The 23308-nt window shown below is 68.4% G+C and carries 18 protein-coding genes and 1 pseudogene; 8 read left to right on the forward strand and 11 right to left on the reverse strand.

Going from position 1 to position 23308, the window contains the following annotated elements; all coding sequences use genetic code 11:
• Positions 1-54 precede the first annotated feature (54 nt).
• Positions 55-987, forward strand: coding sequence for a polysaccharide deacetylase family protein (locus VN779_RS18790; RefSeq protein WP_325725113.1), 933 nt, complete (start codon positions 55-57; stop codon positions 985-987).
• Between the two features lie 36 nt (positions 988-1023).
• On the opposite strand, the gene VN779_RS18795 is transcribed toward VN779_RS18790, so the two are convergent.
• The 5 genes from VN779_RS18795 to VN779_RS18815 form a co-directional block, all read right to left on the reverse strand.
• Entirely contained in the window at positions 1024-1788 is a 765-nt protein-coding gene (locus tag VN779_RS18795) for a metallophosphoesterase family protein (RefSeq protein ID WP_325725116.1), read from the reverse strand.
• Positions 1785-2078 carry a hypothetical protein gene (locus tag VN779_RS18800; protein WP_325725118.1) on the reverse strand — a complete coding sequence of 98 codons (294 nt, stop codon included), beginning with the start codon at positions 2076-2078 and terminating at the stop codon, positions 1785-1787. Before VN779_RS18800 ends, VN779_RS18795 begins: the two co-directional genes overlap by 4 nt.
• Positions 2071-2778: a nucleotidyltransferase family protein gene (locus tag VN779_RS18805; RefSeq protein WP_325725119.1), complete on the reverse strand. Its 708-nt coding sequence runs from the start codon at positions 2776-2778 to the stop codon at positions 2071-2073. The genes VN779_RS18800 and VN779_RS18805 overlap by 8 nt, the downstream gene beginning before the upstream one ends.
• Positions 2779-2847: 69 nt before the next feature.
• A complete protein-coding gene (locus tag VN779_RS18810; protein WP_325725122.1) occupies positions 2848-4419 on the reverse strand; it encodes an MFS transporter in 1572 nt (523 codons plus the stop codon).
• Positions 4420-4491: 72 nt separating this feature from the next.
• The gene (locus VN779_RS18815) at positions 4492-5934 is read right to left on the reverse strand and encodes a bifunctional phosphatase PAP2/diacylglycerol kinase family protein (RefSeq protein ID WP_414639717.1); all 1443 of its coding nucleotides are present in this window, start codon (positions 5932-5934) and stop codon (positions 4492-4494) included.
• A gap of 197 nt (positions 5935-6131) precedes the next feature.
• Between VN779_RS18815 and VN779_RS18820 the strand changes: the two genes are divergently transcribed.
• Complete coding sequence (locus VN779_RS18820) at positions 6132-6953, forward strand: DUF1206 domain-containing protein (RefSeq protein ID WP_325725126.1); 822 nt, start codon at positions 6132-6134, stop codon at positions 6951-6953.
• A 35-nt stretch (positions 6954-6988) separates the two neighbouring features.
• Here the strand turns inward: VN779_RS18820 and VN779_RS18825 are convergent, their stop codons facing one another.
• Positions 6989-7381 carry an STAS domain-containing protein gene (locus VN779_RS18825; RefSeq protein ID WP_325725128.1) on the reverse strand — a complete coding sequence of 131 codons (393 nt, stop codon included), beginning with the start codon at positions 7379-7381 and terminating at the stop codon, positions 6989-6991.
• A gap of 240 nt (positions 7382-7621) precedes the next feature.
• On the opposite strand from VN779_RS18825, the gene VN779_RS18830 reads away from it, so the two are divergent.
• Positions 7622-8095 carry a hypothetical protein gene (locus VN779_RS18830; RefSeq protein ID WP_325725130.1) on the forward strand — a complete coding sequence of 158 codons (474 nt, stop codon included), beginning with the start codon at positions 7622-7624 and terminating at the stop codon, positions 8093-8095.
• 112 nt (positions 8096-8207) lie between these two features.
• Here the strand turns inward: VN779_RS18830 and VN779_RS18835 are convergent, their stop codons facing one another.
• From VN779_RS18835 to VN779_RS18845, 3 genes are all read right to left on the reverse strand, one after another.
• Positions 8208-11483: a discoidin domain-containing protein gene (locus VN779_RS18835; RefSeq protein WP_325725132.1), complete on the reverse strand. Its 3276-nt coding sequence runs from the start codon at positions 11481-11483 to the stop codon at positions 8208-8210.
• 272 nt (positions 11484-11755) lie between these two features.
• Positions 11756-12883: a Xaa-Pro peptidase family protein gene (locus tag VN779_RS18840; RefSeq protein ID WP_325725135.1), complete on the reverse strand. Its 1128-nt coding sequence runs from the start codon at positions 12881-12883 to the stop codon at positions 11756-11758.
• A gap of 111 nt (positions 12884-12994) precedes the next feature.
• Positions 12995-14377 carry a ferredoxin reductase family protein gene (locus VN779_RS18845; RefSeq protein WP_325725137.1) on the reverse strand — a complete coding sequence of 461 codons (1383 nt, stop codon included), beginning with the start codon at positions 14375-14377 and terminating at the stop codon, positions 12995-12997.
• 407 nt (positions 14378-14784) lie between these two features.
• Between VN779_RS18845 and VN779_RS18850 the strand changes: the two genes are divergently transcribed.
• Positions 14785-15429: a Rieske (2Fe-2S) protein gene (locus VN779_RS18850; RefSeq protein ID WP_325725139.1), complete on the forward strand. Its 645-nt coding sequence runs from the start codon at positions 14785-14787 to the stop codon at positions 15427-15429.
• Positions 15430-15525: 96 nt separating this feature from the next.
• On the opposite strand, the pseudogene VN779_RS18855 reads toward VN779_RS18850, so the two are convergent.
• Positions 15526-15831: pseudogene (locus VN779_RS18855) on the reverse strand (cellulose binding domain-containing protein); the annotation flags it as partial.
• A gap of 64 nt (positions 15832-15895) precedes the next feature.
• On the reverse strand, positions 15896-16933 hold the full coding sequence (locus tag VN779_RS18860) for a LacI family DNA-binding transcriptional regulator (protein ID WP_325725143.1): 1038 nt from the start codon (positions 16931-16933) through the stop codon (positions 15896-15898).
• Positions 16934-17208: 275 nt separating this feature from the next.
• Here VN779_RS18860 and VN779_RS18865 point away from each other — a divergent pair, with 275 nt between their 5' ends.
• From VN779_RS18865 to VN779_RS18880, 4 genes are all read left to right on the forward strand, one after another.
• Positions 17209-19617 carry a glycoside hydrolase family 3 N-terminal domain-containing protein gene (locus tag VN779_RS18865; protein ID WP_325725145.1) on the forward strand — a complete coding sequence of 803 codons (2409 nt, stop codon included), beginning with the start codon at positions 17209-17211 and terminating at the stop codon, positions 19615-19617.
• A gap of 1 nt (position 19618) precedes the next feature.
• A complete protein-coding gene (locus VN779_RS18870) occupies positions 19619-20617 on the forward strand; it encodes an ABC transporter permease (RefSeq protein ID WP_325725147.1) in 999 nt (332 codons plus the stop codon).
• Positions 20618-20619: 2 nt separating this feature from the next.
• Complete coding sequence (locus tag VN779_RS18875; RefSeq protein ID WP_349260851.1) at positions 20620-21549, forward strand: carbohydrate ABC transporter permease; 930 nt, start codon at positions 20620-20622, stop codon at positions 21547-21549.
• Between the two features lie 72 nt (positions 21550-21621).
• A complete protein-coding gene (locus VN779_RS18880) occupies positions 21622-23289 on the forward strand; it encodes a sugar ABC transporter substrate-binding protein (protein ID WP_325725151.1) in 1668 nt (555 codons plus the stop codon).
• Positions 23290-23308: the final 19 nt, after the last annotated feature.

The following is a 23308-nucleotide window of genomic DNA, read 5'->3' on the forward strand; positions in this document are numbered from 1 at the left end:
TCCGCCCGGGAAGCTGAAGAAAATCTTGCCGCGGCGTGCAGCTAATCTTCAGGAATGCGCGTCTCCAGAATCGTGACGAATTCCGAAGCCCGGCTGCCGCAGCAGGTCTCCCGCCGCCGATTCATGGGCGGCGCGGTGGGACTGGCCGCGCTGGGCTCCTTCGCCGCGGCCTGCCAGGGGGACGCGAGCCCGGCCGCCAACTCCTCCGCAGCCAGCCCAAGCCCGGTCGCGGCGCAGAGCGGCGGTGGCGCGAGCGCGAGCCCGAGCCCGAGCGCTACGGCCGCCGCCGGGCCCGACCCGCAGCTGCTGGCCCAGCGCTACCAGGGACTCAAGCCGTTCGCCCCGGCCCCGGCGCCGCCCGCGGTCAAGCCGATCGCGCTGAGCGTGGAGCACCCGCAGGTCTTCGCCAAGGTGCCGATCAGCGACAAAGTGGTCTTCGTCACCGTCGACGACGGGATCGAGAAGGACCCGGCGTACATCCAGATGGTCAAGGACTTCCAGATCCCGATCACCATCAGCCTCGCCGACACGCTGATCCGCGATGACTACGCCTACTTCGAGAAGCTGTATCAGACCGGGTTCGTCTCGATCCAGAACCACACGGTCAACCATCCGCTCAACATGCCGAGCCTGTCCGCGCAGCGGCAGCTCGATGAGATCTCCGGACAGCAGCAGAAGCTTGAGAGGGAGTACGGAGCGACGCCGTACCTCTTCCGCGCGCCTGGCGGCAACTACAACTCCGTCACGGTGAACGCGGTCAAGCAGGCCGGTCTCAAGGGCATGATGAACTGGAAGGAGTCGATGGAGATCCACGACATGCAGTACCAGACCGCCTCGCACAACCTGCAGCCCGGCGACATCATCCTGGCCCACTTCCGCGGACCCGCGCAGCTCAAGGGCGAGACCATGGTGCAGATGATGATCAACCTCTACAAGCACATCCAGGCGCAGGGATTCACGGTCGCGGACGTCACAAAGTACGTGTGATCAGGGTTCGCGGACGTATCAGCGTTCACCGAAGTATCAGAGTTCGTTGACGTATCCGTGCTCGTTGACGTGCCAGTGCTCGTTGAGATGAAACAGCGCGAACGCGCGGCGGATCAACGGCTGCGCGACGTTGCGCACGCGCACCCCGCCGTTCGTCATGCCCTGCTCGCAGCCCGAATGCGCGTGACCGTGCACAGCCAGGTCCGCGCCGCCCTCGTCAATGGCCTGCGCCAGCAGGTAGCTGCCGAGGAACGGGAAGATCTCCGGCGACTCTCCGGCCAGCGTCTCCGGCACCGGGGAGTAGTGCGTCAGAGCGATGCGAAAGTCGCAGTCCGCTGATTTGAGCTCGTCCAGGGCCGCGCGCAATCCTTCCGCGCAGGCCTCGGAACGTCGGGCGAACGCCTTGATCTCCGGCTCGCCGAAGGCTTCGAGCGCCCGGCCGGGGAACCCGCCGCCGAAGCCCTTCGTCCCGGCGACGCCGAGCCGGAAGCCGCCCAGATCCAGCACCGCGGCCTCGCCCTCGAGAGTGCGCACGCCCTGCTTCTCTAGAATCTGGACGATCTGTTCCGGCTGCTCACCGTGATAGTCGTGATTGCCGAGCACCGCGATCACCGGCACCGGCGCGTCGGCCAGTTCCCCGGCCACGACCCGCGCCTCGTCCGCGGTGCCGTGCCGGGTCAGATCGCCGGCGAGCAGCAGGACATCCGCGCACTCGCGCAACGACTCGATCGCGGGACGCAGCGCGCCCTCGCTCGCGGTTCCGAGATGGATGTCGCCGACCGCGGCCACTCGGATCGTCATAGCTCCTCCACCAGCGGCTTGGCGTCGACGGGAGCCGGGGCCACCGTCACGTCGAGCCGCACCGGCAGCCCGGCCAGTTCCTCCTGCACGAGGTGCACGATCTCTTCCCTGCACTCGCTGGTCGCGACGGTCCCGGAGACGATCACGGCGTTCGCGCGCGCCTCGATGCGCAGCCCGAGTTCGGCGATCTCGCCGTGAGCGAGCCGATGCCGCAGCCGTTCGATGCGGTACTCGGTGTCGTCCGTCAGGTGCTGCCCAGCCTCGTTCGGGTTCTGCGTTGCGTTAGTCACGGTGCGACGCTCCCTCCGGTGCCTCCTGGTCGAACGTTGCCTGTTCGAACGCTGCCACTCCCGGCCGCGCGGGAATGACGTCGAGCCGCTCCAGCAGATAGAGGAAGGCGTCCGGCATCGGCTGGCTGCCGAACTGCGCGCGCAGCCCCGGCCAGTCGACCTTCTCGCGCAGCAGACGAGCGATCGGCAGTACCGCGCCGAAGTCGCAGTGATGCTCGGAAAACGCGGCCAGCAGGCTGCCGATCATGTCGGTCGCCGCGATGACCGGCATCCGCACCGAGTTGACTGACAGCTCCTCGGCGCGGGCCAGGAACCGCTCGTCGATCGACTGCTGCGCGAGTTCGAAAATGAGGTCCACCTGCTCGCCGCGGCACCGGGCCTTGATCAGCCAGTCCTCCGGCGGCTGATAGACCTCGAGGCCCGCTTTGCGCAGTGTGTCGGCGACCTGCTCGGCGTCTTCGCGGATGATGCAGAAATCGACGTCGTGGCGCAGGCTCATCGGGGCGCCGTGTGCGTACGCCGCTACTCCGCCGGCCAGCGCGAACCGGTGACCGGCCGCTTTGAGCAGCGAACCGACCTGCTTCGCGGCGTCGAGGATCGCTTGGGTGCGGTCGGGCGGGAACTCGGCGGTCGTCGTCGTCAGACCCATGACCAGATCGCCTTCCGGACTCCCCAGACGCTCCAGTTCCAGCTCGCTCATACGGCCCCTCCGCTCTGTGGATCAACCGCGCGTACCCGCTTCGGCCGGTAATATCCGGTCGGCTGCGGCTCAGCGTTGCGGCTGCGTCTGCCGGTGAGCCGTGCCCTGCCGGTGCGTCGCGACGACGTCGTAGACGGCGACCAGCAGCGCCAACAGCACGAGGCCGATCGCGACGACGAGACCGCGCTGGAAGGCATCCGCCCAACGCCCCGGATCGTTCGGCTGTCCGCCGCCTGTGTGCGGGCCGGCCGCCGCCGAGCCGACCGCGGCGAAGAACACCGAGCCGACCGCCGCGATGCCCACCGCGGAGCCGATCCGCTGCGCGGTCTGCAGCACCCCGGCGGCGCTGCCCGCGTAGCGGACCGGCACCTCGGACAGCGTGATGGTCTGGTTCGGCGCGATCACCAGGCCGCTGCCCAGCCCGGCCACGGCCAGCGGCGCCACGGTCGCCCAACCCACCTCCCGGCCCGGCACCATGTGCACCGCGAGCAGCGTCCCGCCGAGGCCGATGCCCACCATCACCAGTCCGGCGGTGATCAGCGGCCGGCCGAGCCGGTTCACCACGCGGCCGCCGAGCGCCGAGGCGATCCCGGAGCCGACCGCGAACGGAGTCATCGCGGCCCCGGCGAGTAGCGCGCTGTACCCGAGCCCGGCCTGTACGTAGAGGGTGAAGATGAAGAAGATCGCGGTGAATCCGGAGAAGTAGACCAGCGCGATCGCCGAGCCCAGGCTGTATGAGCGGAACCGGAAGAGCGCGAGATCGACGAGTGGATCGGCCCGGTTCTGCCGCCGTCGTTCCCAGAGCACGAAGACGGCCAGGACCAACGCGGCGGCGGGCAGCAGCAGCCACTTGAGCGGGCCGCGCCATTGCTGCTCCTCGACCAAGGGCAAAAGGATCAGCACGACGCCCATGGCGAGCAACACCACGCCGACCGGGTCCAGTCCTTCCGGCCGGCTGCCGCGGGCGTCCCGGTCCTGTTTGCGCTCGCGTGCTTGCATCTCCCGGTGGCTCGGCAGCAGCCGATACGCAGCGGGCAGCGCGGCCAGGCCGATCGGCACGTTGACGTAGAAGACCCAGCGCCAGCCGTCGGTGGGCCCACCCGCCGAGATCAGCAGCCCGCCGAGCAGCGGGCCGATCGCGGTGGACAACCCGATCACCGCGCCGAGCAGACCGAAGGCGCGGCCGCGTTCCCGGCCATGGAAGAGCTGCTGGATCAGGCCCGCGACCTGCGGGTTGAGGATGCCGCTGGCCAGGCCCTGAGCGAACCGGGCCGCTACCAGCCAGGCGGGGCCGGTGGCGACGCCCGCGAGTGCGCTGGTCAGCGTGAAGGCGGCCAGCCCGATCATGAAGGCGGTGCGGCGGCCGTGGGTATCGCCGAGCCGTCCCGCCGGAACCAGGACCAGGCCGAAGGCCAGCGCGTAACCGGACAGCACCCACTGGAGATCGTCCGGCGAAGCGTGCAGCCCAGCTTTGAGGGAAGGCAGCGCCACGTTGACGATGCTCACGTCCAGCAGCGTCATGAACCCGGCGACCAGGCACACGGCCAGCGCACGCCAGCGTGTGTCGGTTGGTCGTTTGGCGTTTTCGGCTGGGGACGACGCGCTGTTGGACGACGCGGTGTTACGAGTCTCTGCTGACACGGGCTGGCTCGGCTCTGTCGGGATCGGCGTGCTCGCTTCAGCTCTCCAGTGCCGGACGCTGTCAAACGATCGCTACACGACCGCCCGAGCCGGGCGGTAGACGATCAGCGAACGTGGCTCTTTGCCGACGTCAAGCTGTGACTCGGCGCCGGCGGCCTCGCCGTCCACGCAAAAGCCGAGCTCCCCGGCGGCGCTGGACAGAGTCAGCGTCGTGGCGGCGCGGTATTGGTACACGCGGCTGTTCGCGAGGGTCCCGGTGGCCAGCGCGGCGAGCAGCCGGACGCGGGCGAGCGGCTTGCCGGCATCGACGATCCGGATGTCCAGATCGCCGTCTTCCAGGCGCGGGCGGCCGGACGGCGCGAGACCGGCTGGCTGGTAACGGCAGTTACCCGCGAACAGCAGCCACAGGCGCCGCTCGACACCGTCCACTCGGCACTCCACCGGCTTGCCATCGCGCAGCACGTCGATCGCGCCGGCCAGAATGGCAGGCCATTTGCCGAGCAGGTGCTCATAGCGCTCGCGGGCATGGACCAGGTCGACGTAGGCACCGACGCTGAAGGTGTTCACGAACACGTGGTCATTGACGGTGCCCACATCGACCGCGATCGCCTCCCCCTTCTGCAATGCGGCGACGGCGTCGTCAACGGTCTCGATGCCGATGTCGCGGGCGAAGTGGTTGAGTGTTCCGGCCGGGACCACGAGCAGCGGCACGCCGGCCCGGAGCGCGGCGCCGACCGCGGCGTTGATCGTGCCGTCACCCCCGGCGACACCGAGCACCACGGCCCGTTTCGTGGCCTGCTCCAGTAGCCCCGGCAGATCCGCGCCGTCTTGCGCGACGACGATCTCGGCCGCGGGCAGTTGCTCAAGGATCTGCTGCTCCAGCTGTTCGGTGCCGTTCTTTTCGCCGCTGTTCTGTTCTCCGCCGCGCCCCGCAGCCGCGTTCAGGACCAGGACAAGTTCCTCGCCGGTGACCAACGCCGGCGCTTCGTTGCCGGCCGGTGGCGCCTGCGCGGGTTCCGGGTCGAGCGGCGGCCACCACCGGGTGGTGAGCAAACCGGCCGCGACGCCGAGTGCCGCTCCCGCTACCACATCGGTCGGGTAGTGCACCCCGGTGACCACACGGGACGCGGCGACCCCGACGGCCAGCGCGGCGACCGGGAGCGCCAAATAAGGATTCTCCAATGCCACGCCGGTGGCGAAGGCGGCGGCCGAGGCGGCGTGGCCGGAGGGGAAGGAGGAGCTCTCCGGCACGCGGCGCAGCTGCCGGATCAGCGGGATGTCCACCAGCCCGGGCCGCTGCCTGCGGATCAGGGTTTTGCCGACCAGGTTCGCCGAGGCGCTGGCCACGCTCACCGAGGCCAGCCCGCGCAGGGCGGCGCGGCGGGTGTTGCGTCGCGGTGTCGCGGCCATCGTCGCGGCCAGGCCGATCCAGAGCTTGCCGTGATCAGCCGCGCGGCCAAGCTTGGGCAACACATGATCGAGAACCCGCGACTGCGTAGGCGACACGAAGCCCATCAGATGTCTGTCAAAGCCGGAAATGCGGAGCGGGCGTACAGGCATGGCTACCTCCCCTGGGGACTGCCGCCGTTTACCCACCACCCGCGAGGGCACACGGGCGTCACCGGATATCCGAGCGTTGATCACCTCGGTGGAAACGGCACGGTGCCGAAGCGGCATGGTGTTGGCACGGTAGGACTGGAAGGGAGCGACCGATGGCCGTCAGCTCGCACATGCGTGGATATTCCACGCGGCGGATGGCGCGTGGCGACGCGATACGGACGCTGGGGCGAGTAGGGTTCGTCGCCCGCGGGATCGTCTATCTGATCATCGGCTGGATAACGCTGCTCATCGCGTTTCAGCACAAATCCCTGGAGGCGGACCGTACCGGAGCGCTTGAGCTCATCGCGAGCAAGCCGCTCGGCTCGGTACTGCTGTGGTTCCTGGTCGTCGGTTTCGGCGGGATGGCGCTGTGGCGACTGTCGCAGGCCGCATACCCGCCGCCAGGCAAGAGGGGCGCGGGCTCGCGCGCCGCATCGCTCTTCCGCGTCGTGCTGTACGCGATCGCCTGCGTCAGCACCCTGAGTTTCGTGCTGACCCACCACGCCAGCGGCTCGACGAATCAGGCTTCGCAGGACTTCACCGCCCGCACGATGACGCATTCGGGCGGCCAGTTGCTGGTGGCGCTGGTCGGCGTCGCGCTCATCATCGGCGGACTGGCTCTGGTCTGGCGCGGCGTGAAGCGTTCCTTCGCCAAGAACCTCAAGCTGAGCTCGATGAGCGCGGCCAAGCGGCGCTGGGTGCTGCGGCTCGGCACGATCGGCAACATCGCACGCGGCGTGGTTTTCGCCGCGGTCGGCGGGTTCATGCTCGACGCGGCGGTCACCTTCGATCCGGCGCGAGCCAAGGGCGTCGATGCGACGCTACGTTCATTCGCGGCCGCGTCTTACGGTCCGGTGCTGCTTGTGCTGATGGCGTTCGGCCTGGCCGCGTTCGGCCTCTACTCCTGGGGCGAGGCGCGGTGGCGGCGGCTCTAGGGCGAAAAAGCTAGAGGCTCGAGGCCGTCGGGGCGTTACGCCCCGACGGCCAGTTCGTTGCGGGCTTGCGCGACGGTCGGATAAACGGTGAACGTGCCGCGCAGGCACATGTGCTCCAGCAGCCGGCGAACCCACGGGCGCGGAGCGGCGAGACAGAGCCAGCCCCCTGACGCGCTGAGAGCGGCTTGCCAGCGGGTCAACTCGGTGATCGCGTCGCCGTCGAGGTCGTAGAGCCGTGAGAGATCGAGGAGGACGCGAGTGCGCCCCGCGCGTACCAAACCGTCCAGGGTTCGGGTCAACTCGCCGATCCGGTCGGTGTAGAGCTCGCCCCACATCTGCATGACGACGTGGTCATCGTCGCATTGAACGCGCAGCTCGAGCCGGTGCGCGGATCCGGCCTCAAGATTGGACTCGGTGACGACAGACATGGTTCTCCTCCTCGCTACCCGGCTCAGAACTGGTGCGCAGCACGCGATTGCCTGCGCGCGGCGCACAGTCCGTTACTCGGGGGGAGCCGTCTGTACCCGCCGCCGCGCAAAACATGCGCCCCGCCGACGCGCCGCATGATCGCCCAGTTCACGGGTACCGATGAATGCCTAGCCGGGTGGATCCGTTCGCGATGGCGCACGGCCCGGCATGAACCTGGGTCACAGGATGGGAGGCGGGTCATGCTTGTCGTAGGACTGCTGCTCCTCGCCGCGGCGGTGGCCGTCGGCGCGGCTGGAGTCGCGGCAAACACCGGCACTGAACACCAGCTGTCCAGCGGTTTCACGCTCTTCGGCTATCACCTGCACGGTTCGGCCGGGCGGCTGTACCTGGCCGGATTGGTGATCGGGGCGGTAGCGATGTTGGGCTTCATGATGGTGGCCGAAGGGCTGCGCCGCGACGCCGCGCTGCGCCGCGAACTCGGCCGGTTCCGCCGCGACGCCCGCGCTCGTCGCCGGGCCGAGGCCGGCGGTCCGGGCAAGACGGCTCCGGTGGCTACGGCTCCCGCGGCTGCCACCGCGCCCGCCAAGGTAGTGCCTGCCAAGAAGGCAGAGCCCGTCGTCGCGCGCACTGCTGACGCGACCGACACCTCGGCCGAGCGTTCGGCGCGACGCCGCGGGCTGCGTGGCTGGCGGCCGGCGCGCCCGGCGAGTTAACGATCTGAGCTGAAAACGCCGGTGCCTCCGAGTAGTGACGTACTCGGAGGCACCGGCGTCTCAGGCCTCGATCCTAGCCGGTGAACTCAGGTATCGATGGCGGTCGGTGAGTTCAGCTGGCGAATACCTGGAACTCAGCGAGCTGACCGGCCGGCCAGCCGCTGTTGCCGGTGAAGTTGAGCCGCACGAACCGGGTGTTCGCCGCGTTGAAGGTGATGGCGACCGTGTTGCCGGTCGCCGGGTTGAAGGTGTAGCCCGCAGCGCCGACGATCGTGCTGAAGTTGGATCCGTCGGTGCTGCCCAGCACGGACAGCGTCTGCGTGCGGGTCGCCCAGGCGCTGGACGGCGGCAGGTCGAGCACGATCCGGCCGATGGTCTTCGTCGAGCCCAGGTCAACCTGGAGCCACTGCGGGAACGCGTTGTCCGTGCTCTCCCAGTAGCTGCTGGTGTTGCCGTCGACCGAGTTCGCGGGCGTATACGACTGTGTATACCCGCTTGCCGAGGTCGGCTGGTTCAGCGCCAGGTTCGTGTTCGAGTTCACGCCGCCGCTGGGAAAGACCTCGAAGTCAGAGAGCTGACCGGCCGGCCAGCCGGTGTTGCCGGTGATGTTGACCCGGACGTACCGGGCTGTGGTCGCGCCGAAGGTGATCGTTGCGGTGTTGTTGTTGGCGTTCGGGTCGAAGGTGTAGCCGGTCGATCCGACGACGGTGGCGAAGTTCGATCCGTCTGTGGAGCCGAGTACCGAGAGGGTCTGGGTCCGGGCGCCCCAAGCCGTCGACGGCGGCAGCTTCAGGATCAGCTTGCCGATGCTGTAGTTCTGGCCGAGGTCGACCTGCGCCCACTGCGGGAAGGAGCCGTTGGCGCTCTCCCAGTAGGACGAGGCGTCGGCGTCGGTCAGGTTCGAGGCGAGGTACGGGCCGTTGACGGAGCTGGCCGAGGCGGGCTGCCCGGCCGCGATGTTGGTGGCGCTGCCGATCCCGCTGCCGGTCAGGGCGATCGTGGTTGGGCTGTTGTTGGCATTGCTGGTGACGGTGAGCGTTCCGGTGCGGGCGCCGCTCGCGGTCGGCTTGAACGTGACGGTCACGACGCAGGACGCGTTGACTGCGACCGTCGAGCAGTTGTTGGTCTGGCTATAGTCACCGCTGACCGAGACCCCTGAGACAGTGGCCGAGGTGGTGCCGGTGTTGGTCACCGTCACGTTCTGCGCGGTCGAGGTCGAACCGACGACCGTGCCCCCGAAGGACAGGCTCGCCGGGCTCGCGTTGAGCACCGGTCCTGGCGCGGTTCCGGTGCCGGACAGGGTGACGGTGTTGGTGACGCCCCCGGCGTTGACCGTCAGGGTTCCGCTACGGCTACCTGCCGCGCTCGGCTTGAAGGTCACGTTCACCGTGCACGAGCCGTTCGCCGCGATGGACGAGCCGCAGTTGCTGGTCTGTGCATAGTCGCCGCTCGTCGAGATCGACGAGACGGAGGCGGCCGAGCCGGTCGGGTTGGAGACGGTCACGGTCTGCGCGGCGGAGGTCGCGCCGACGGCCACCGAGCCGAAGTTGAGCGCGGTCGGGGTGACCGCCACGCCGTTGTTCGGGTACGGCGGGAAGACCGGAGCCGGGTTGTCCCCATTGCATTGCGTCGGGTTGATGCCGGAGTTGCCGCCGTTGTCGGTGATGGCGAAGGCCGAGCCTTCGCAGCTGTAGCTCGGCGCGTTGCCCGCGTTGGCCTGCGCGACACCCGTGGCGGTGACGTTTTGCGCGCTCGCGGTTCCGCCGGTCTGCTCTTGGAGGGCGAAGGTTCCAGCGCCGGCGATGGTGACGTTGTTGAGGTTGACGCCGCTGATGGTGCCCTCGACCCACTGGATAGCCTCATAAGGGCTCTGCTCGATTAGGGCATTGCTGACGTTGATCGGACCGGTGATCGCGCCCTGGCTTGCGTCGAACCACAGCGAGCCGACGCCGAACTGCCAGTTCGGGTCGAGCGAGCCATTCCGAATCAGGGTATTGTTCTGGATGGTGGTGGTGCCGACCGGGGTGGAGCTGAAGCGCTGGCCGACGTGGATGCCGCCGCCCTGGGTGATTCCGGTGTCCTGAACCAGGTTTCCGGTCACCGTGTTGTCGTGCCCGCCGTAGATCGCGATGCCGTTGGCGAGCATCTGAAGCTGCACGGTGTTGTTTGAGATCGTGTCGTTGGCGTCGGCTCCGATGCCGGAGTCGGCCCAGGTGGCGATGCCGTCGTCGCCGGTGTTGCGCAGGTCGCTGTTGGTCACGGTGGAGTTGGTGACGCCGCCGTGGAAGTTGATGCCGTCCGCGGTGGTGTCCCGGATCCGCAGGCCGCTGAAGGTGAGGCCGTTCATCGGGCCGTCCATCCAGGCGCCGACCTTCATGTGCTCGATCCACAGATTCGAGGCCGAGGAACTGCTCATCGCGCCGCCGATGCCGTTGACCTGGCAGCTGTCGCAGCGTTCTTGCACGTTGCCGGAGATGGCGAAGTTCTGCAGGTGCACGTTCGTGCTCGGATTCGGCGCGGAGTTGCCGTAGAAACCGGGCGCGGTGCCGGTGACGGTCGAGTACCACATGCCCGCGCCGGCGATCGTCACGTTGTTGACGCCGATGTGGCCCGGGACGTTGTACGTGCCCGGCGGGATCCACACGGTGCCGCCCGAACCGGCTGCGCTGATCGCCGCATTGAACGCGGAGGTCGAGTCGTTAACGCCGCCGGCGTCGGCGCCGTAGCTGGTCACCGAGACCGAGCCGGCGGGCTGGGTGAGCGCGGCGCCGACGTTCTCGAAGTCGGCGAAGTCGATCGTGTAGGCGGAGGCGGTGTCCTCGGCGTCGACCTGGAGAGTAAAGGTGGTGCCGGCCGGATAGGTCGTGCTGAACAGCCGGTGCGTCTCGTCGTAGAAGTGGTGCGGATTGCTGCCGGGGGAGTTGGTGAACGGGTAGCTGCCGTAGTACCAGCTGTAGGCGTTGGTGAGGGTGAAGTCGCTTTGCTTGGTGCCGTTGATGTAGAGCGAGAGCGGCGCGGTGTAGACGGAGCCGCCCGAGGTGTCCGGGATCGAATACCGGAAGTCGATTGAGTTGGTGGCGACCGGCGTGGTGAAGGTGACGTACTTGCCGGTGCCTTGCAGCGTGACCGCCTTGCGGTACGACGCCTCGTCGGCGAGCTGGCCTTGGGTGTAGCTGGGGCCGATGACCGATCCGTTCGTGGCGGAGTTCTCGGCTTGTACCTCGACGTACGCGAGGCTGGCGCCGGTGCCGCCGGTGGCCGCGGCCTGCGCGGTGGGCATCGCGAGGGCGACCACGCCGCCGGCCAGTAGCGCGGCGCTGCCGGTGAGCGCGGCGGCGCGGCGTAACCGTCCGGCCTGGTGAGCAGGGCTGGGGGAGGGGTGGGACAAGGTTCTGCTCCTTTCAGCGCGACGCCGAAGCAGCAGCTCAGTGGGCGGCGCCGGGTGCGGGTGAGCGGGAGGAGCACGCGTGGGTGGAGCGAGGTGGGTGGAGCAAGGAGGAAGGTAACTTCTTCGACATCAAGATGCAATATCTAGACGGATCTCTGGTGAAAATTTACTTAGCCTTGCAAGGCTGGTGAGTGCGGGCACGTCACAGCGCGGACCGGCGAGGCAGCTGCCTCGCCGGTCCGCGCTGTTGTGTGATCCGCGCGGTTGGTCCGCTAGGCCGGGAGCACCACCAGATCGCGGTCGGTGCGGTTCAGCCGCTCGCCGCCGCTTTCGGTGCAGATGACGATGTCCTCGATGCGCGCGCCGAACCGGCCCGGAAGGTAGATCCCCGGTTCGATGGAGAAGGCCATTCCTGGCTCAAGCGGCCGCGAGCTACCGGCGACGATGTAGGGCTCCTCGTGCGTCTCAAGGCCGATTCCGTGGCCGGTGCGGTGGATGAACCGGTCACCATATCCGGCCGCTGCGATCATGTCGCGGCCCACCGCGTCAAGCTGTTCCGCGGTGATCCCTGGTCGCACCGCTTCGACTTGCGCGCGCTGCGCGTTGAGCAGCACCTCGTACAGCTCAAGGAACTCCTTCGGCGGCTCGCCGACCGCGTACACGCGCGTGGAGTCTGAGCAATAGCCGTCGCGGGTCGTGCCGCCGATGTCGACGACCACTGGGTCACCGGGCTCGATCGTCCGGTCGGAGACGTCATGATGTGGGCTGGCGCCGTTCGGGCCCGCGGCCACGATCACGAAATCGACCCGCTCATGTCCCTCGGCGAGGATCGCGTCCGCGATGTCCCGGCCGACCTCGCGCTCGGTGCGGCCCGCGCGCAGCCACTCGCCCATGCGCGCGTGCACGCGGTCGATCGCGGCGCCGGCCCGCCGCAGCGCCTCGGCCTCAGCGGGCGTCTTGAGCTGTCGCAGCGCGCTGAGCACGCCACCGGCCAGGTCCTGCTCCGCATCCGGCAGAACCCTGCGAAACTCGGCCGCCTTCTCCACCCACATGTGGTTGTCCAGGCCGACCCGCTTGGCTCCGGACACGCGGGCGGCCGCGATCGCGTACGGGTCGTCGGTCTCGTTCCACGCCACGATCTCCAGACCCGAGGCTCCGGCCGCGGAGGCCGCCGCGACCGGCTGCTCCAGCGCGGGCACCAGCAGACACGGCTCCCCGCTGACCGGCAGCACCAGGCAGGTAAGCCGCTCGAAGGGCAGCGCGTCGTAGCCGGTCAGGTAGCGCAGGTCCGCGCCGGGGCAGACCAGGAGCGCGTCCAGACCGGCCCGCGCGGCGGCCTCGCGGGCGAAATGCAGGCGCTGCGCCGGGTAGAGGGCCGAAATCTCGCCGCCGTCAGACATGGCAACTCCAGAGCGTTCAACGGGACACTGATCCGCTCCATCCTGCCGCATCCCGGTCTTGAGAACTCGGCGGCGCAGCGCAGCGTGTGCCTAGAACGTGAAGCGCTCCTCCTAGAACGTGAAGCGCTCCTTGTGGATGTGGCGACGCGGCACCCGCGCCTCGCGCAGCGACTGCCCGGCGGCCTGGATCATGCTGCTCGATCCGCACAGGAAGACATCGCGGTGCTGGATGTCGGGCACCAGCGAGGTGATTCGTTCCGCGCTGAGCGGGCCCGGGTTGGCGTCCCGCGGACCGAGCAGGTAGTGCACCGTCAGCCGGCCGCCGGCGGCGAGCCATTCGAGTTCCCGGTGGAACACGATGTCGCCTCGGCGCGACGCGCGGTAGAGCAGCACCAAGTCCTCACCGGCAGCGGCCAGCGGATCGATCAGCGCGCGCAGCGGCGTGATGCCGATGCCGCCCGCGATCAGCACAACCTTGCGGCGGGTGCGCAGCGCGGCGGTCATGGCGCCGTACGGACCCTCGGCGAAGACACGGACGCCCGGTTGCAGCTCCTGCAGCGCCCTGGTGTGGTCGCCGAGCGCGCCGACCGTGATACGCAGCCACTCGCGGTTCGGGGCCGCGGAAAGCGAGAACGGGTGCGACTGCCACCAGAAGCCGCGGGCCAGGAATCGCCAGCGGAAGAACTGGCCCGGCTCGGCCTGGAGCCGGCGCAGGTGGCGGCCCGTCAGGTAGATGGACACCGCATCGTCGGACTCGCGCTGCACGTCGACCACGCGCAGCCGGTGCCGCATCGAGAAGATGACCGGCTTTACGACGCGGAACGCGAACACGGTCAGCGCCACCGCGACGTACAGGCCGACCGCGAACAGTCGCGCGCCATAGTTCGCGTCGAAGGTGCCGCCCGCGGTGAACTCGTGCGTGAAGAACAGCACGATCGCGAGGTACACGAGATAGTGCGTGTACTGCCACGTCTCGTACCGCACCCGCCTGCGCACGGCCCGCGCCGAGATGAATCCGATAAGGAGCAGAAGTCCTAGCCCGATCGTCGCGTCGAGCAGGTAGGGCATGTCGAGGATCATCAAGAACTGCGACGGTACCTTGTTCACAGAGCCGGCGTAGCCGAGGGTGATCAGGGCGGCGTGCGCGAGCAGCAGCAGCACCAGCGATTCGCCACTGGCCCGGTGCGCGGCGGTCAGCCAGTCCGAGCCGATCGCCCGCTCCAGCCACGGAATCCGGGCCATCAGCAGCACCTGGATCAGCACCAGGTAGGCGCCGAGCATGCCCGCGGCCTGACCGGCGGCGGTGGCCTGACCGCCGAGGTTGGCCAGCGTCGTGTCCGGCGTGTCCATCCAGAAGAAGGCCAGCACCGCGATCGCGCCCACGATCACCAGGCCAAACAAGCCGGCCGCGATGTACTCGCGCGGCGGCAACGCGCGTGTCGAAAGACGCGATCGGTGCAGCGGGCGCGCGCGGTACGCGAACGGCGTCGACACGGCTACGCGTTGCCCCGGCACGACCGGCGGCGCCTGACCGCCCGCTCGCCCCTGCGCTGCTACCCGAGACTGCGCGGCGACCCGAGACTGCGCCGTGGCACGAACCTGAGCCGCGACCCGCGCCTGCGGGGTCGGTCGACCACCCGACGGCGGCCGGCCCGGCCCAGGCGGAGGCACGGAGACGGCACGATCCACCCATTCCGCCATGGTCTACAGCTCCACATGCCTGGTTGCGGCCTTGTCCCCTCCTGGGTGGCCTCTTGTGGGCGGTCCACGACGAAGAGGCGCATTCGGTTCATTGCCGGTTCGCGGACCGAGCTGTTACAGAACGCGTAGAACCGATTACGGGCTTCATCCGTGCGGACAGGTCGACACACCCGGCCCGAGTTTTCTTGGGAGCGCACTCGATGACCATCACGCATGAGCCGTCCGACCTGCTGACCGACGACGCCGCCGCCAAGCAATCCTGCGAAGCAGGCGCCTGCGCGCGCTTCGCGCTGAACCGGCGTGGCCTGCTGCGCGGCGCGGCGGCGGCCGGGACGGCGGTCGTCGCCGGGGCCGGGCTGTCCGCGTGCGGCCACATCCTGGACCCGAACGAGAACGCCGCGGACGGCGCGCCGCCCAGCGGCGCGACCGTCACCGACATGACCGCACCCCCGGCGACGGCCAGTGCGGCGGCCAAGCCGATGAGCGGCGGCGCCGGCATGGACGCGAGCAAGATGCCGGATCAGACCATGAAGACCACCGCCGCCATGCCGACCGGCACGCTGCTCGGCAAGGCCTCGCAGATCCCGGTGGGCGGCGGCGTCGTCTTCGCGAACCATCAGGTCGTGGTGACTCAGCCGAAAGCCGGAACCTACAAGGCATTCAGCTCGGTCTGCACCCATGCCGGATGCCAGTGCAATGAGGTAGCCTCAGGCATGATCAACTGCCCGTGCCACGGCGCCTCATTCAGCATCAGCGACGGTTCGGCGCTGCAAGGCCCGACTCAGACTCCGTTGCCCGCTAAAACCGTGACGGTCACCAATGGGGAAATCCGTCTCCAGGCGTGATCGGCATGGTTTCGGCGAGTGGCGCGAGCGCGGCCTGGATCGGGATCGCCGTCGTGGGGATCCTCAGCCAGGCCGCACCAGCGGTCTATTGGTTCGTCAGGAAGCGGCGCAGGACGTGACGGTCATGCCCTGACCGGTTCCCGTGCCCTGGAAGCCGAAGTTGGTCGTCTGCCCGGCGCCGACGCTGCCGTTATAGCTGACGTTCGCGAACTTCACCGTTCCAGTGCCGCTGGCCGACGCGTTCCAGGCGCTGGTCACCGCTGCGCCTGACGGAAGGTTGATCGTCACCGTCCAGGAGTGGATCGCGGACGCCCCGGCGGTCACGTTGACGCTGGCCGTGAAGCCGCCCTGCCACTGATTCACCGCTACCGCCGCCGAGCAGCCGCTCGGGGGCGGGGGAGGTTTCTAAGGCTATCGCTGGAAAGTTCCACAGTGGTTCGGCCATTGCTGGCCTAACGTCGGGGAGTCAGCGCCCGATCTCACGCGGCGCGGTGGTTTCGCGCACCACCAGCTCGGTGACCAGATCCACCCGGCTGGTCGGCAGATCCGCGCCGCGGGCCAGGTCGAGCAGCATCCGGGTCGCCGTCTCGGCCATGTCGCGCAGCGGCTGGTTCACCGTGGTGAGCGCCGGATCGGTCCACGCGGCCACCGGCAGGTTGTCGTAGCCGATCACGGAGACCTGTCCGGGCACGTCCAGGCCGAGCCGCCGCGCGGCCCGCAGCACGCCCATCGCCTGGAGGTCCGAGCCGGCAAACACCGCGGTCGGCCGGTCGGCCCGGTCGAGCAGCTTCAAGCCGTATTCGTACCCTGCGTCAACGTAGAAGTTGCCGTAGAGCACCAGCTCTGGATCGACCGGCAGGTCGGCCTCGTCGTGCGCGGAGCGGAAGCCGGAGACCCGGGCGCGGCTGCACAGCACGTCGCGCGGCCCTGAGATGATCGCGATGCGCCGGTGACCGAGTTCCAGCAGGTGCCTGGCCGCGAGCAGACCGCCGTTCCAGTTGTTCGAGCCGACGGTGGGCACCGAGGCGGTGGTCGCGCTGTCGGTGTCCACGACCACGAACGGGATGCGCTGGCGCTGCAACTGCTGGCACTGCGGCTGGGTCGGGCTGCACATGACGAACACCACGCCGAGCGGCCGGCCGGTCAGCACCCCGTCCAACCACGGCTGCGGCGGATGATGCTGCCCGCCGAGCTGCGAGAGCACGACGTTGACGCCGGCCGCCGCGGTCACCGCCTCGACCCCGGCGACGATCAGCATCGCCCAGATCGAGTTGAACTCGTGGAAGACCACTCGGATCTGGCCGGCGTCCGGCGGCTTGCGCGGCTGACGGCGGCGATACCGGTGCAGCTCGAGGCTCGCCTCGACCCGCGCTCTCGTCTCCGGCGCGACGTCGGCGCGGCCGTTGAGCACCTTGGAGACGGTCGCGATGGACACGCCGACTTCGTCGGCGATGGTCGCGATCGTCGGCGAGCCTGGGCTGTCATCCGCCTCGGGAGAGGTCATCGAAAGGCCACCTCTGTATGCAAAAACTTTCGGTGAGCATAGCAGCGGATTCAGGGTTGTACAAAGCAGATCTGTGAGACTTTCAGAGCGCTGCTCACGGCGCGCGAAGTGCGCTCCGGCAAGGAAAAGGCGCTGTTGGAAAGTCTTGACACGCTAGACGTGAAGGCCTAGCTTACCGCAACACACTGCGGTTCTGATCTCGAAACTTTCGATGCAGCGCGCAGCCCTACCTGCCGGATTTGGCGCCCTGGGCAGCGTCGGGGCGAAGGGGCGGCATGGCAAATCACGGGTCCGCGGACACGGACCGCACCGGCGAGAGCGCGCAGCGGTGGCGCGACGCACGGCTTTCGCCGGCCGAGCGGGCCGACGCCCTCATCGCGCTGATGACCTTGGCGGAGAAGGCAGCCCAACTGGTCGGCGTGTGGGTCGGTGCGGACGCCTCGGGGCAGGGGGTCGCCCCGCATCAGGACGAGATGCGCAACGGCACGCCGTGGCCCGAGCTGATCCGCTACGGCCTCGGCCAGCTGACCAGGCCGTTCGGCTCCGCTCCAGTCGACCCGGTGCTCGGCGCGCGCTCGCTGGCCGCCTCCCAGGCTCAGATCGCCGCCGCCAGCCGGTTCGGCATCCCGGCCCAGGTGCACGAGGAGTGCCTGACCGGGTTCGCGACCTGGGGCGCCACCGCCTTTCCAACGCCGTTGAGCTGGGGCGCGAGCTTCGACGCGGAACTGATCGAGCTGATGTCCGGGCGGATCGGGCGATCCATGCGCGCCGCCGGAGTGCATCAGGGCCTTGCTCCGGTGCTGGACGTCACCCGCGACTACCGCTGGGGCCGCACCGAGGAGACCATCGGCGAGGACCCGTATCTGGTCGGCGTCATCGGCGCAGCCTATGTCAGGGGTCTGGAACAAGCTGGCATCGTCGCGACGCTCAAGCACTTCGCCGGGTACTCGGCCTCACGCGGCGGCCGCAATCTCGCCCCGGTGCCGATGGGCCGCCGCGAACTGGCCGACGTGGTACTGCCGCCGTTCGAGATGGCGCTGCGGCTCGGCGGCGCGCGCTCGGTGATGCATTCGTACGCCGAGATAGACGGCGTTCCGGTCGCCGCGGACGAGGGCTTGCTCACCGGTGTGCTGCGCGAGGACTGGGGATTCACCGGCACGGTGGTCGCCGACTACTTCGCCGTACGCTTCCTGCAAACGCTGCACGGCGTCGCCGCGGCCGCTGCGGACGCCGCCGGCCTGGCGCTCAAAGCAGGGATCGATGTCGAACTGCCCACGGTGGACGCCTACGGCGCGCCTCTGCTCGAAGCGGTACGCGCCGGAACCGTTGATGAGGCGCTGGTCGATCGCGCTCTACGCAGGGTCCTGATCCAAAAGGCACAGCTCGGCCTGCTCGACGAACCTGCGACGGACGCCGCGGCGCATCCTGCCCCGGCTCAGTCGCTGGTCTTCGACGACGAGGAGAATCAGCAGATCGCCCTGCGCCTGGCCCGGGAAGCGGTGATCCTGCTGCGCAACCGCGGCGGCGTGCTGCCGCTGCCGACCGGTCGCCGGATCGCTCTCATCGGGCCGGTCGCCGACGAGCCGCTGGCGATGCTCGGTTGCTATTCGTTCCCGGTGCATGTGAGCGCTCATACCGGTCACGGTCTCGGCCTGGAGATCGCCTCGCTGCGAGAGTCGCTCAGTGAGCTGATTCCGGGCCTCGCTTACTCACCCGGCTGCACCGTGGACGGCGACGACACGTCGGGTATCGCCGCGGCGGCCGCTGTCGCAGCGGACTGCGACGTCTGCGTGCTGGCGGTCGGCGACCGTTCCGGACTGTTCGGCCGCGGCACCTCCGGCGAGGGCTGCGACGCGGCCGACTTGCGGCTGCCAGGGGTGCAGCCGGAGCTGGTGCGCGCCGTGCTCGCGACCGGAACCCCGGTTGTGTTGGTGCTGCTGGCCGGGCGTCCGTACGCACTCGGCGAAGAGGTCGAGGACGCCGCGGGCATCGTCTGTGCGTTCTTCCCCGGCCAGCGCGGCGGTCAGGCACTGGCCGAGGTGCTCACCGGTGTCGTGAATCCGTCCGGCCGGCTGCCGGTGAGCGTGCCGCGCGACGCCGGGGGCCTGCCCGCGACGTACCTCTCGCCGCCGCTCGGCCGCCGCTCGCAGGTCTCCTCCATCGACCCGACGCCCGCCTTCCCGTTCGGATTCGGGCTCGGATACACCGCCTTCGAGTGGAGCGATGCCGGCGTGGCCGGGCATCGCGAGAACGCCATACAGCCCACCGAGTGGCCCGTCGACGGGGAAGTGACCGTTCAGATCACCGTCCGCAACGCCGGGGCGCGTCCTGGCACCGAAGTCGTACAGCTCTACCTGCACGACCCGGTCGCGCAGACGACCCGGCCGGTGGTCCGTCTCGTCGGCTTCGCCCGCGTCTCGCTGGAACCCGGCCAGCAGGCCCGCGTCTCGTTCACGGTGCCCGCCGACTTGGCCTCGTTCACCGGAGTGCGCGGCCGACGCATCGTCGAACCCGGAGACGTCGAGTTGCGCTTCGGCCGTTCGAGCGCGCACACCGAGGCGGCGGTGCCCTTGCGCCTGGTCGGCCTCGAGCGGGAGGTCGGTCATCAGCGCCGGCTGGTCTCGGTGATCGAGGTGGAGGCCGGCGCCCCGCTTACGCACACCGCACCGGAGGCCGGAGGATGAGATGAGCACCCCGAGAACCCTGGACCCGCCGTCGGGCGCCCGGGCCGCCCCGCGGTCGCGGCCGGGTCGGACCCGCCGCCACCCGCACCCGCGAAACCGGCTGACCTGGCGCCGCGCAGTGCGCCGGGACTGGCGGCTGTACTCGCTGGTGATCGCGCCGCTGCTGTTCTTCGCCCTCTTCCGCTACCTGCCGATGATCGGCAACATCATCGCGGTCCGGCGCTACGAGCCGGGCGGGAGCCTGTTCGGTGACGAGTGGGTCGGCCTGCACTACTTCCAGATGTTCTGGAGCGATCCGACGTTCTGGCAGGTGTTCACCAATACCCTGATTCTCGGCGGATTGACGCTGCTGTTCACCTTCCCGGTGCCGATCATCCTGGCGCTGCTGCTCAACGAGGTGCGCACCACGAGCGTCAAACGCTTCGTGCAGTCGGTCTCCTACCTGCCGCACTTCCTGTCGATCGTGGTCGTCGCCGCGATCATCACGCAGATGCTCGACTCCAACGGCGTGGTGAACCAGGCGCTGCACGCGGTCGGCCACGCGCCGATCCTGTTCCTGCAGCAGCCCGGCTGGTTCCGGCAGATCTACGTCTCCTCCGAGGTCTGGCAGACCGCCGGCTGGGGCACCATCCTCTATCTCGCCGCGCTGACCACCATCGACGGCCAGCTCTATGAACAGGCCCGGATCGACGGCGCGAACCGGTGGCAGCAGACCTGGCATGTGACCCTGCCCGGCATCCGGCCGACCATGGTGACGCTGCTGATCCTCAACATCGGCACGTTCATGGCGGTCGGCTTCGAGAAGATCCTGCTGCTCGAGAACCCGCTTACCTACCCGACCGCCGATGTCATCTCCACGTATCTGTACCGCGTCGGCGTGGTGTCGGGCAGCTTCAGCTATGCCGCGGCCATCGGGCTCTTCGATTCGCTGATCGGTCTGACGCTGGTCATCTCCGCCAACTACCTGTCCCGGCGCCTGGTGGGAGCGAGCCTGTGGTAACCATCAGTGAGCTGCGACCCGGGCGCAAGGCCCCGGCGCCGCCGGCGCGGGTTCGGATCAAGCCGAGCCGCGGCTACCGGGTCTTCCAGGTCGTCAACGCCGTGATCCTGATCGGGGTCGTGGTGGCGACGCTTTACCCGTTCGTCAACATCCTGGCTCAGTCGTTCAGCTCCGAGTCCGCGATCCGCCAGGGCTCGGTGAACCTCATTCCGCACGGGTTCAACCTCACCACCTACAAGACGGTGATGAAGGACTCGACGTTCTGGACGAACTATCGCAACACCGTCGAGTACACCGTGGTCGCCACCTTCATCTCGATGGTGCTGACCACCTGCTACGCCTACGTGCTCTCCAAGCACCACCTCAAGGGACGCAGCGTCCTGATCGGCATCGCCGTGTTCACCATGTTCTTCAACGGCGGCCTGATCCCGAACTACGTCCTGGTGAGCCAGCTCGGGCTGCGCAACACGCTCTGGGCGATCGTGCTGCCCAACGCGATCAACGTCTTCAACCTGCTGGTGATGAAGGCGTTCTTCGAGAGCCTGCCCGGCGAACTCGAGGAGGCCGCCGCGGTCGACGGCCTGACCACCTACGGGATCCTGTGGCGGATCGTGCTGCCGCTGTCGAAGGCGGTGATCGCCACGATGATCCTGTTCTACGCGGTCTCCTTCTGGAACTCCTGGTTCTCCGCGTTCTTGTACATGGACCGCTCGGACCTGTTCCCGGTGACCGTCTATCTACGCAACCTGATCGCCGGCGCCACCGGCGCGGGCGGGATGAACGAGGGCACGTCAAGCGATACCTCGCTCCAGGTGGCGGCCAGCATCCAGGCGGTGACCGTCGTGCTCACCGTCATCCCGATCCTCAGCATCTACCCCTTCATCCAAAAGTACTTCGTCTCCGGCGTGATGCTCGGTGCGGTCAAGGGCTAGCTCACCTTGGCGCTGCCGCAGCGGCAAAACACCCACACTCCGCGCACCGTCCGCACAGACAAGGGAGTCTCCATGAACGGTCCGTTCACAAAAAACACACTGTCCAGACGGCAAGCCCTCTTCGGGGCAGCCGGTATCGCCGCGCTGGCCGTGGCCGGCTGCAGCAACTCCAGCGGCGGCAAGAGCGGCGGCGACCTGTCCGGGAACCGGGACGGCGCCATGGCCAAGTACGGCGTCGGCGACCAGTTCAAGGCGACCTCGCCGCTGACCTTCTCGATCATGGTGCTCAGCAACCCCGGCTACCCGTACGACGCCAAGTGGCCGTTCTGGTCGGAGCTGACCAAGCGCACCAATGTCAGCTTCCAGCCCACCGTGGTGCCGCTGAGCGACTACAACCAGAAGCGCAGCGTCATGGTCGGCGCCGGCGACGCCCCGACGATCATCCCCAAGACGTATCACCCCGCGGAGGAGGCCTACATCGCCAGCGGGGCGATCCTGCCGGTCAGCGACTACCTCGACCTGATGCCGAACTTCAAGGACAAGGTCGCCAAGTGGAACCTGCAGGGCGATCTGGACCAGTTGCGCGAGGCGGACGGCAAGTATTACCTGCTGCCCGGACTGCATCAGGACGTTTGGGCGGACTACTCGATCGCGGTGCGCACCGACATCCTGCAGAAGCTCAACATCGCCGTGCCGCAGACCTGGGACGACGTGCACGCCATGCTGCGCACGATGAAAGCCGCGTACCCGAATCAGTACCCGCTGTCCGACCGATGGAGCAGCCCAGGGCCGGGGCCGGGCGCCAACCGGCTGATGGCCACCCTCGGTGATGCGTACGGCACCTGGGCCGGCTGGAACTACCAGCACAGCTGGTGGGACGCGACCGCCGGCAAGTTCGTCTACACCGGCGCGATGGACCAGTACAAGCAGGTGCTCCAGTATCTCAACACGCTGGTGTCTGAGAAGCTGATGGACCCGGAGAGCCTCACTCAGACCGACGACCAGGCAAAGCAGAAGTGGGCCAACGGTCAGACGTTCGTCATCAGCACGAACGCGCAGGAGGTCATCAACACCCTGCGCAAGGACATCGCGCACATCCCGGGCGCCACGGTGGCGAAGATCCCGGTGCCGATGGGTCCGATGGGCGCGACCAAGACGGGTTTCCGCACCGAGAACGGCGTGATGATCTCCGCGAAGGCCCGCAACAGCAAGAACTTCGTCGCCATGATGCAGTTCATCGACTGGCTGTGGTACTCCGACGCGGGCGAACTGTTCGCCAAGTGGGGTATCGAGGGCACTACGTACACCGGCAGCGTCGACGACGGAACGTTCAAGCTGGCGCCCGACGTGACCTGGGCCGGTCTCAACCCCTCCGGCACCCAGAATCTCCAGGTGAAGTACGGCTTCTTCAACGGCGTCTTCGCCTACGGCGGCAGCACCAAGCTGCTCGACTCGCAGTTCCCGCCGGAGGAACTGGCCTTCCAGAACGTGATGAACGGCCGCCGCACGCTGCCGCTGCCGCCGCCGCACCCGCTGAGCGCGGACCAGCGGGAGCAGGCGACGCTGTGGGAGACGAACCTGCTCGACTACGTCGACCAGCAGTCGGCCAAATTCATTCTCGGGCAGCGGCCGCTGAGCCAGTGGGACCAGTACGTGACCGAACTCAAGGGCCGCAACTCGGACCAGTACATCAACTTGATCAACCAGGCGTACCAGAGCTACAAGCAGAAGCACGGCTAAGCCGTCGCCATCAGACCCT

Source organism: Actinocrinis sp. (assembly GCF_035605935.1).
Taxonomy (GTDB): Bacteria; Actinomycetota; Actinomycetes; order Streptomycetales; family Catenulisporaceae; genus Actinocrinis.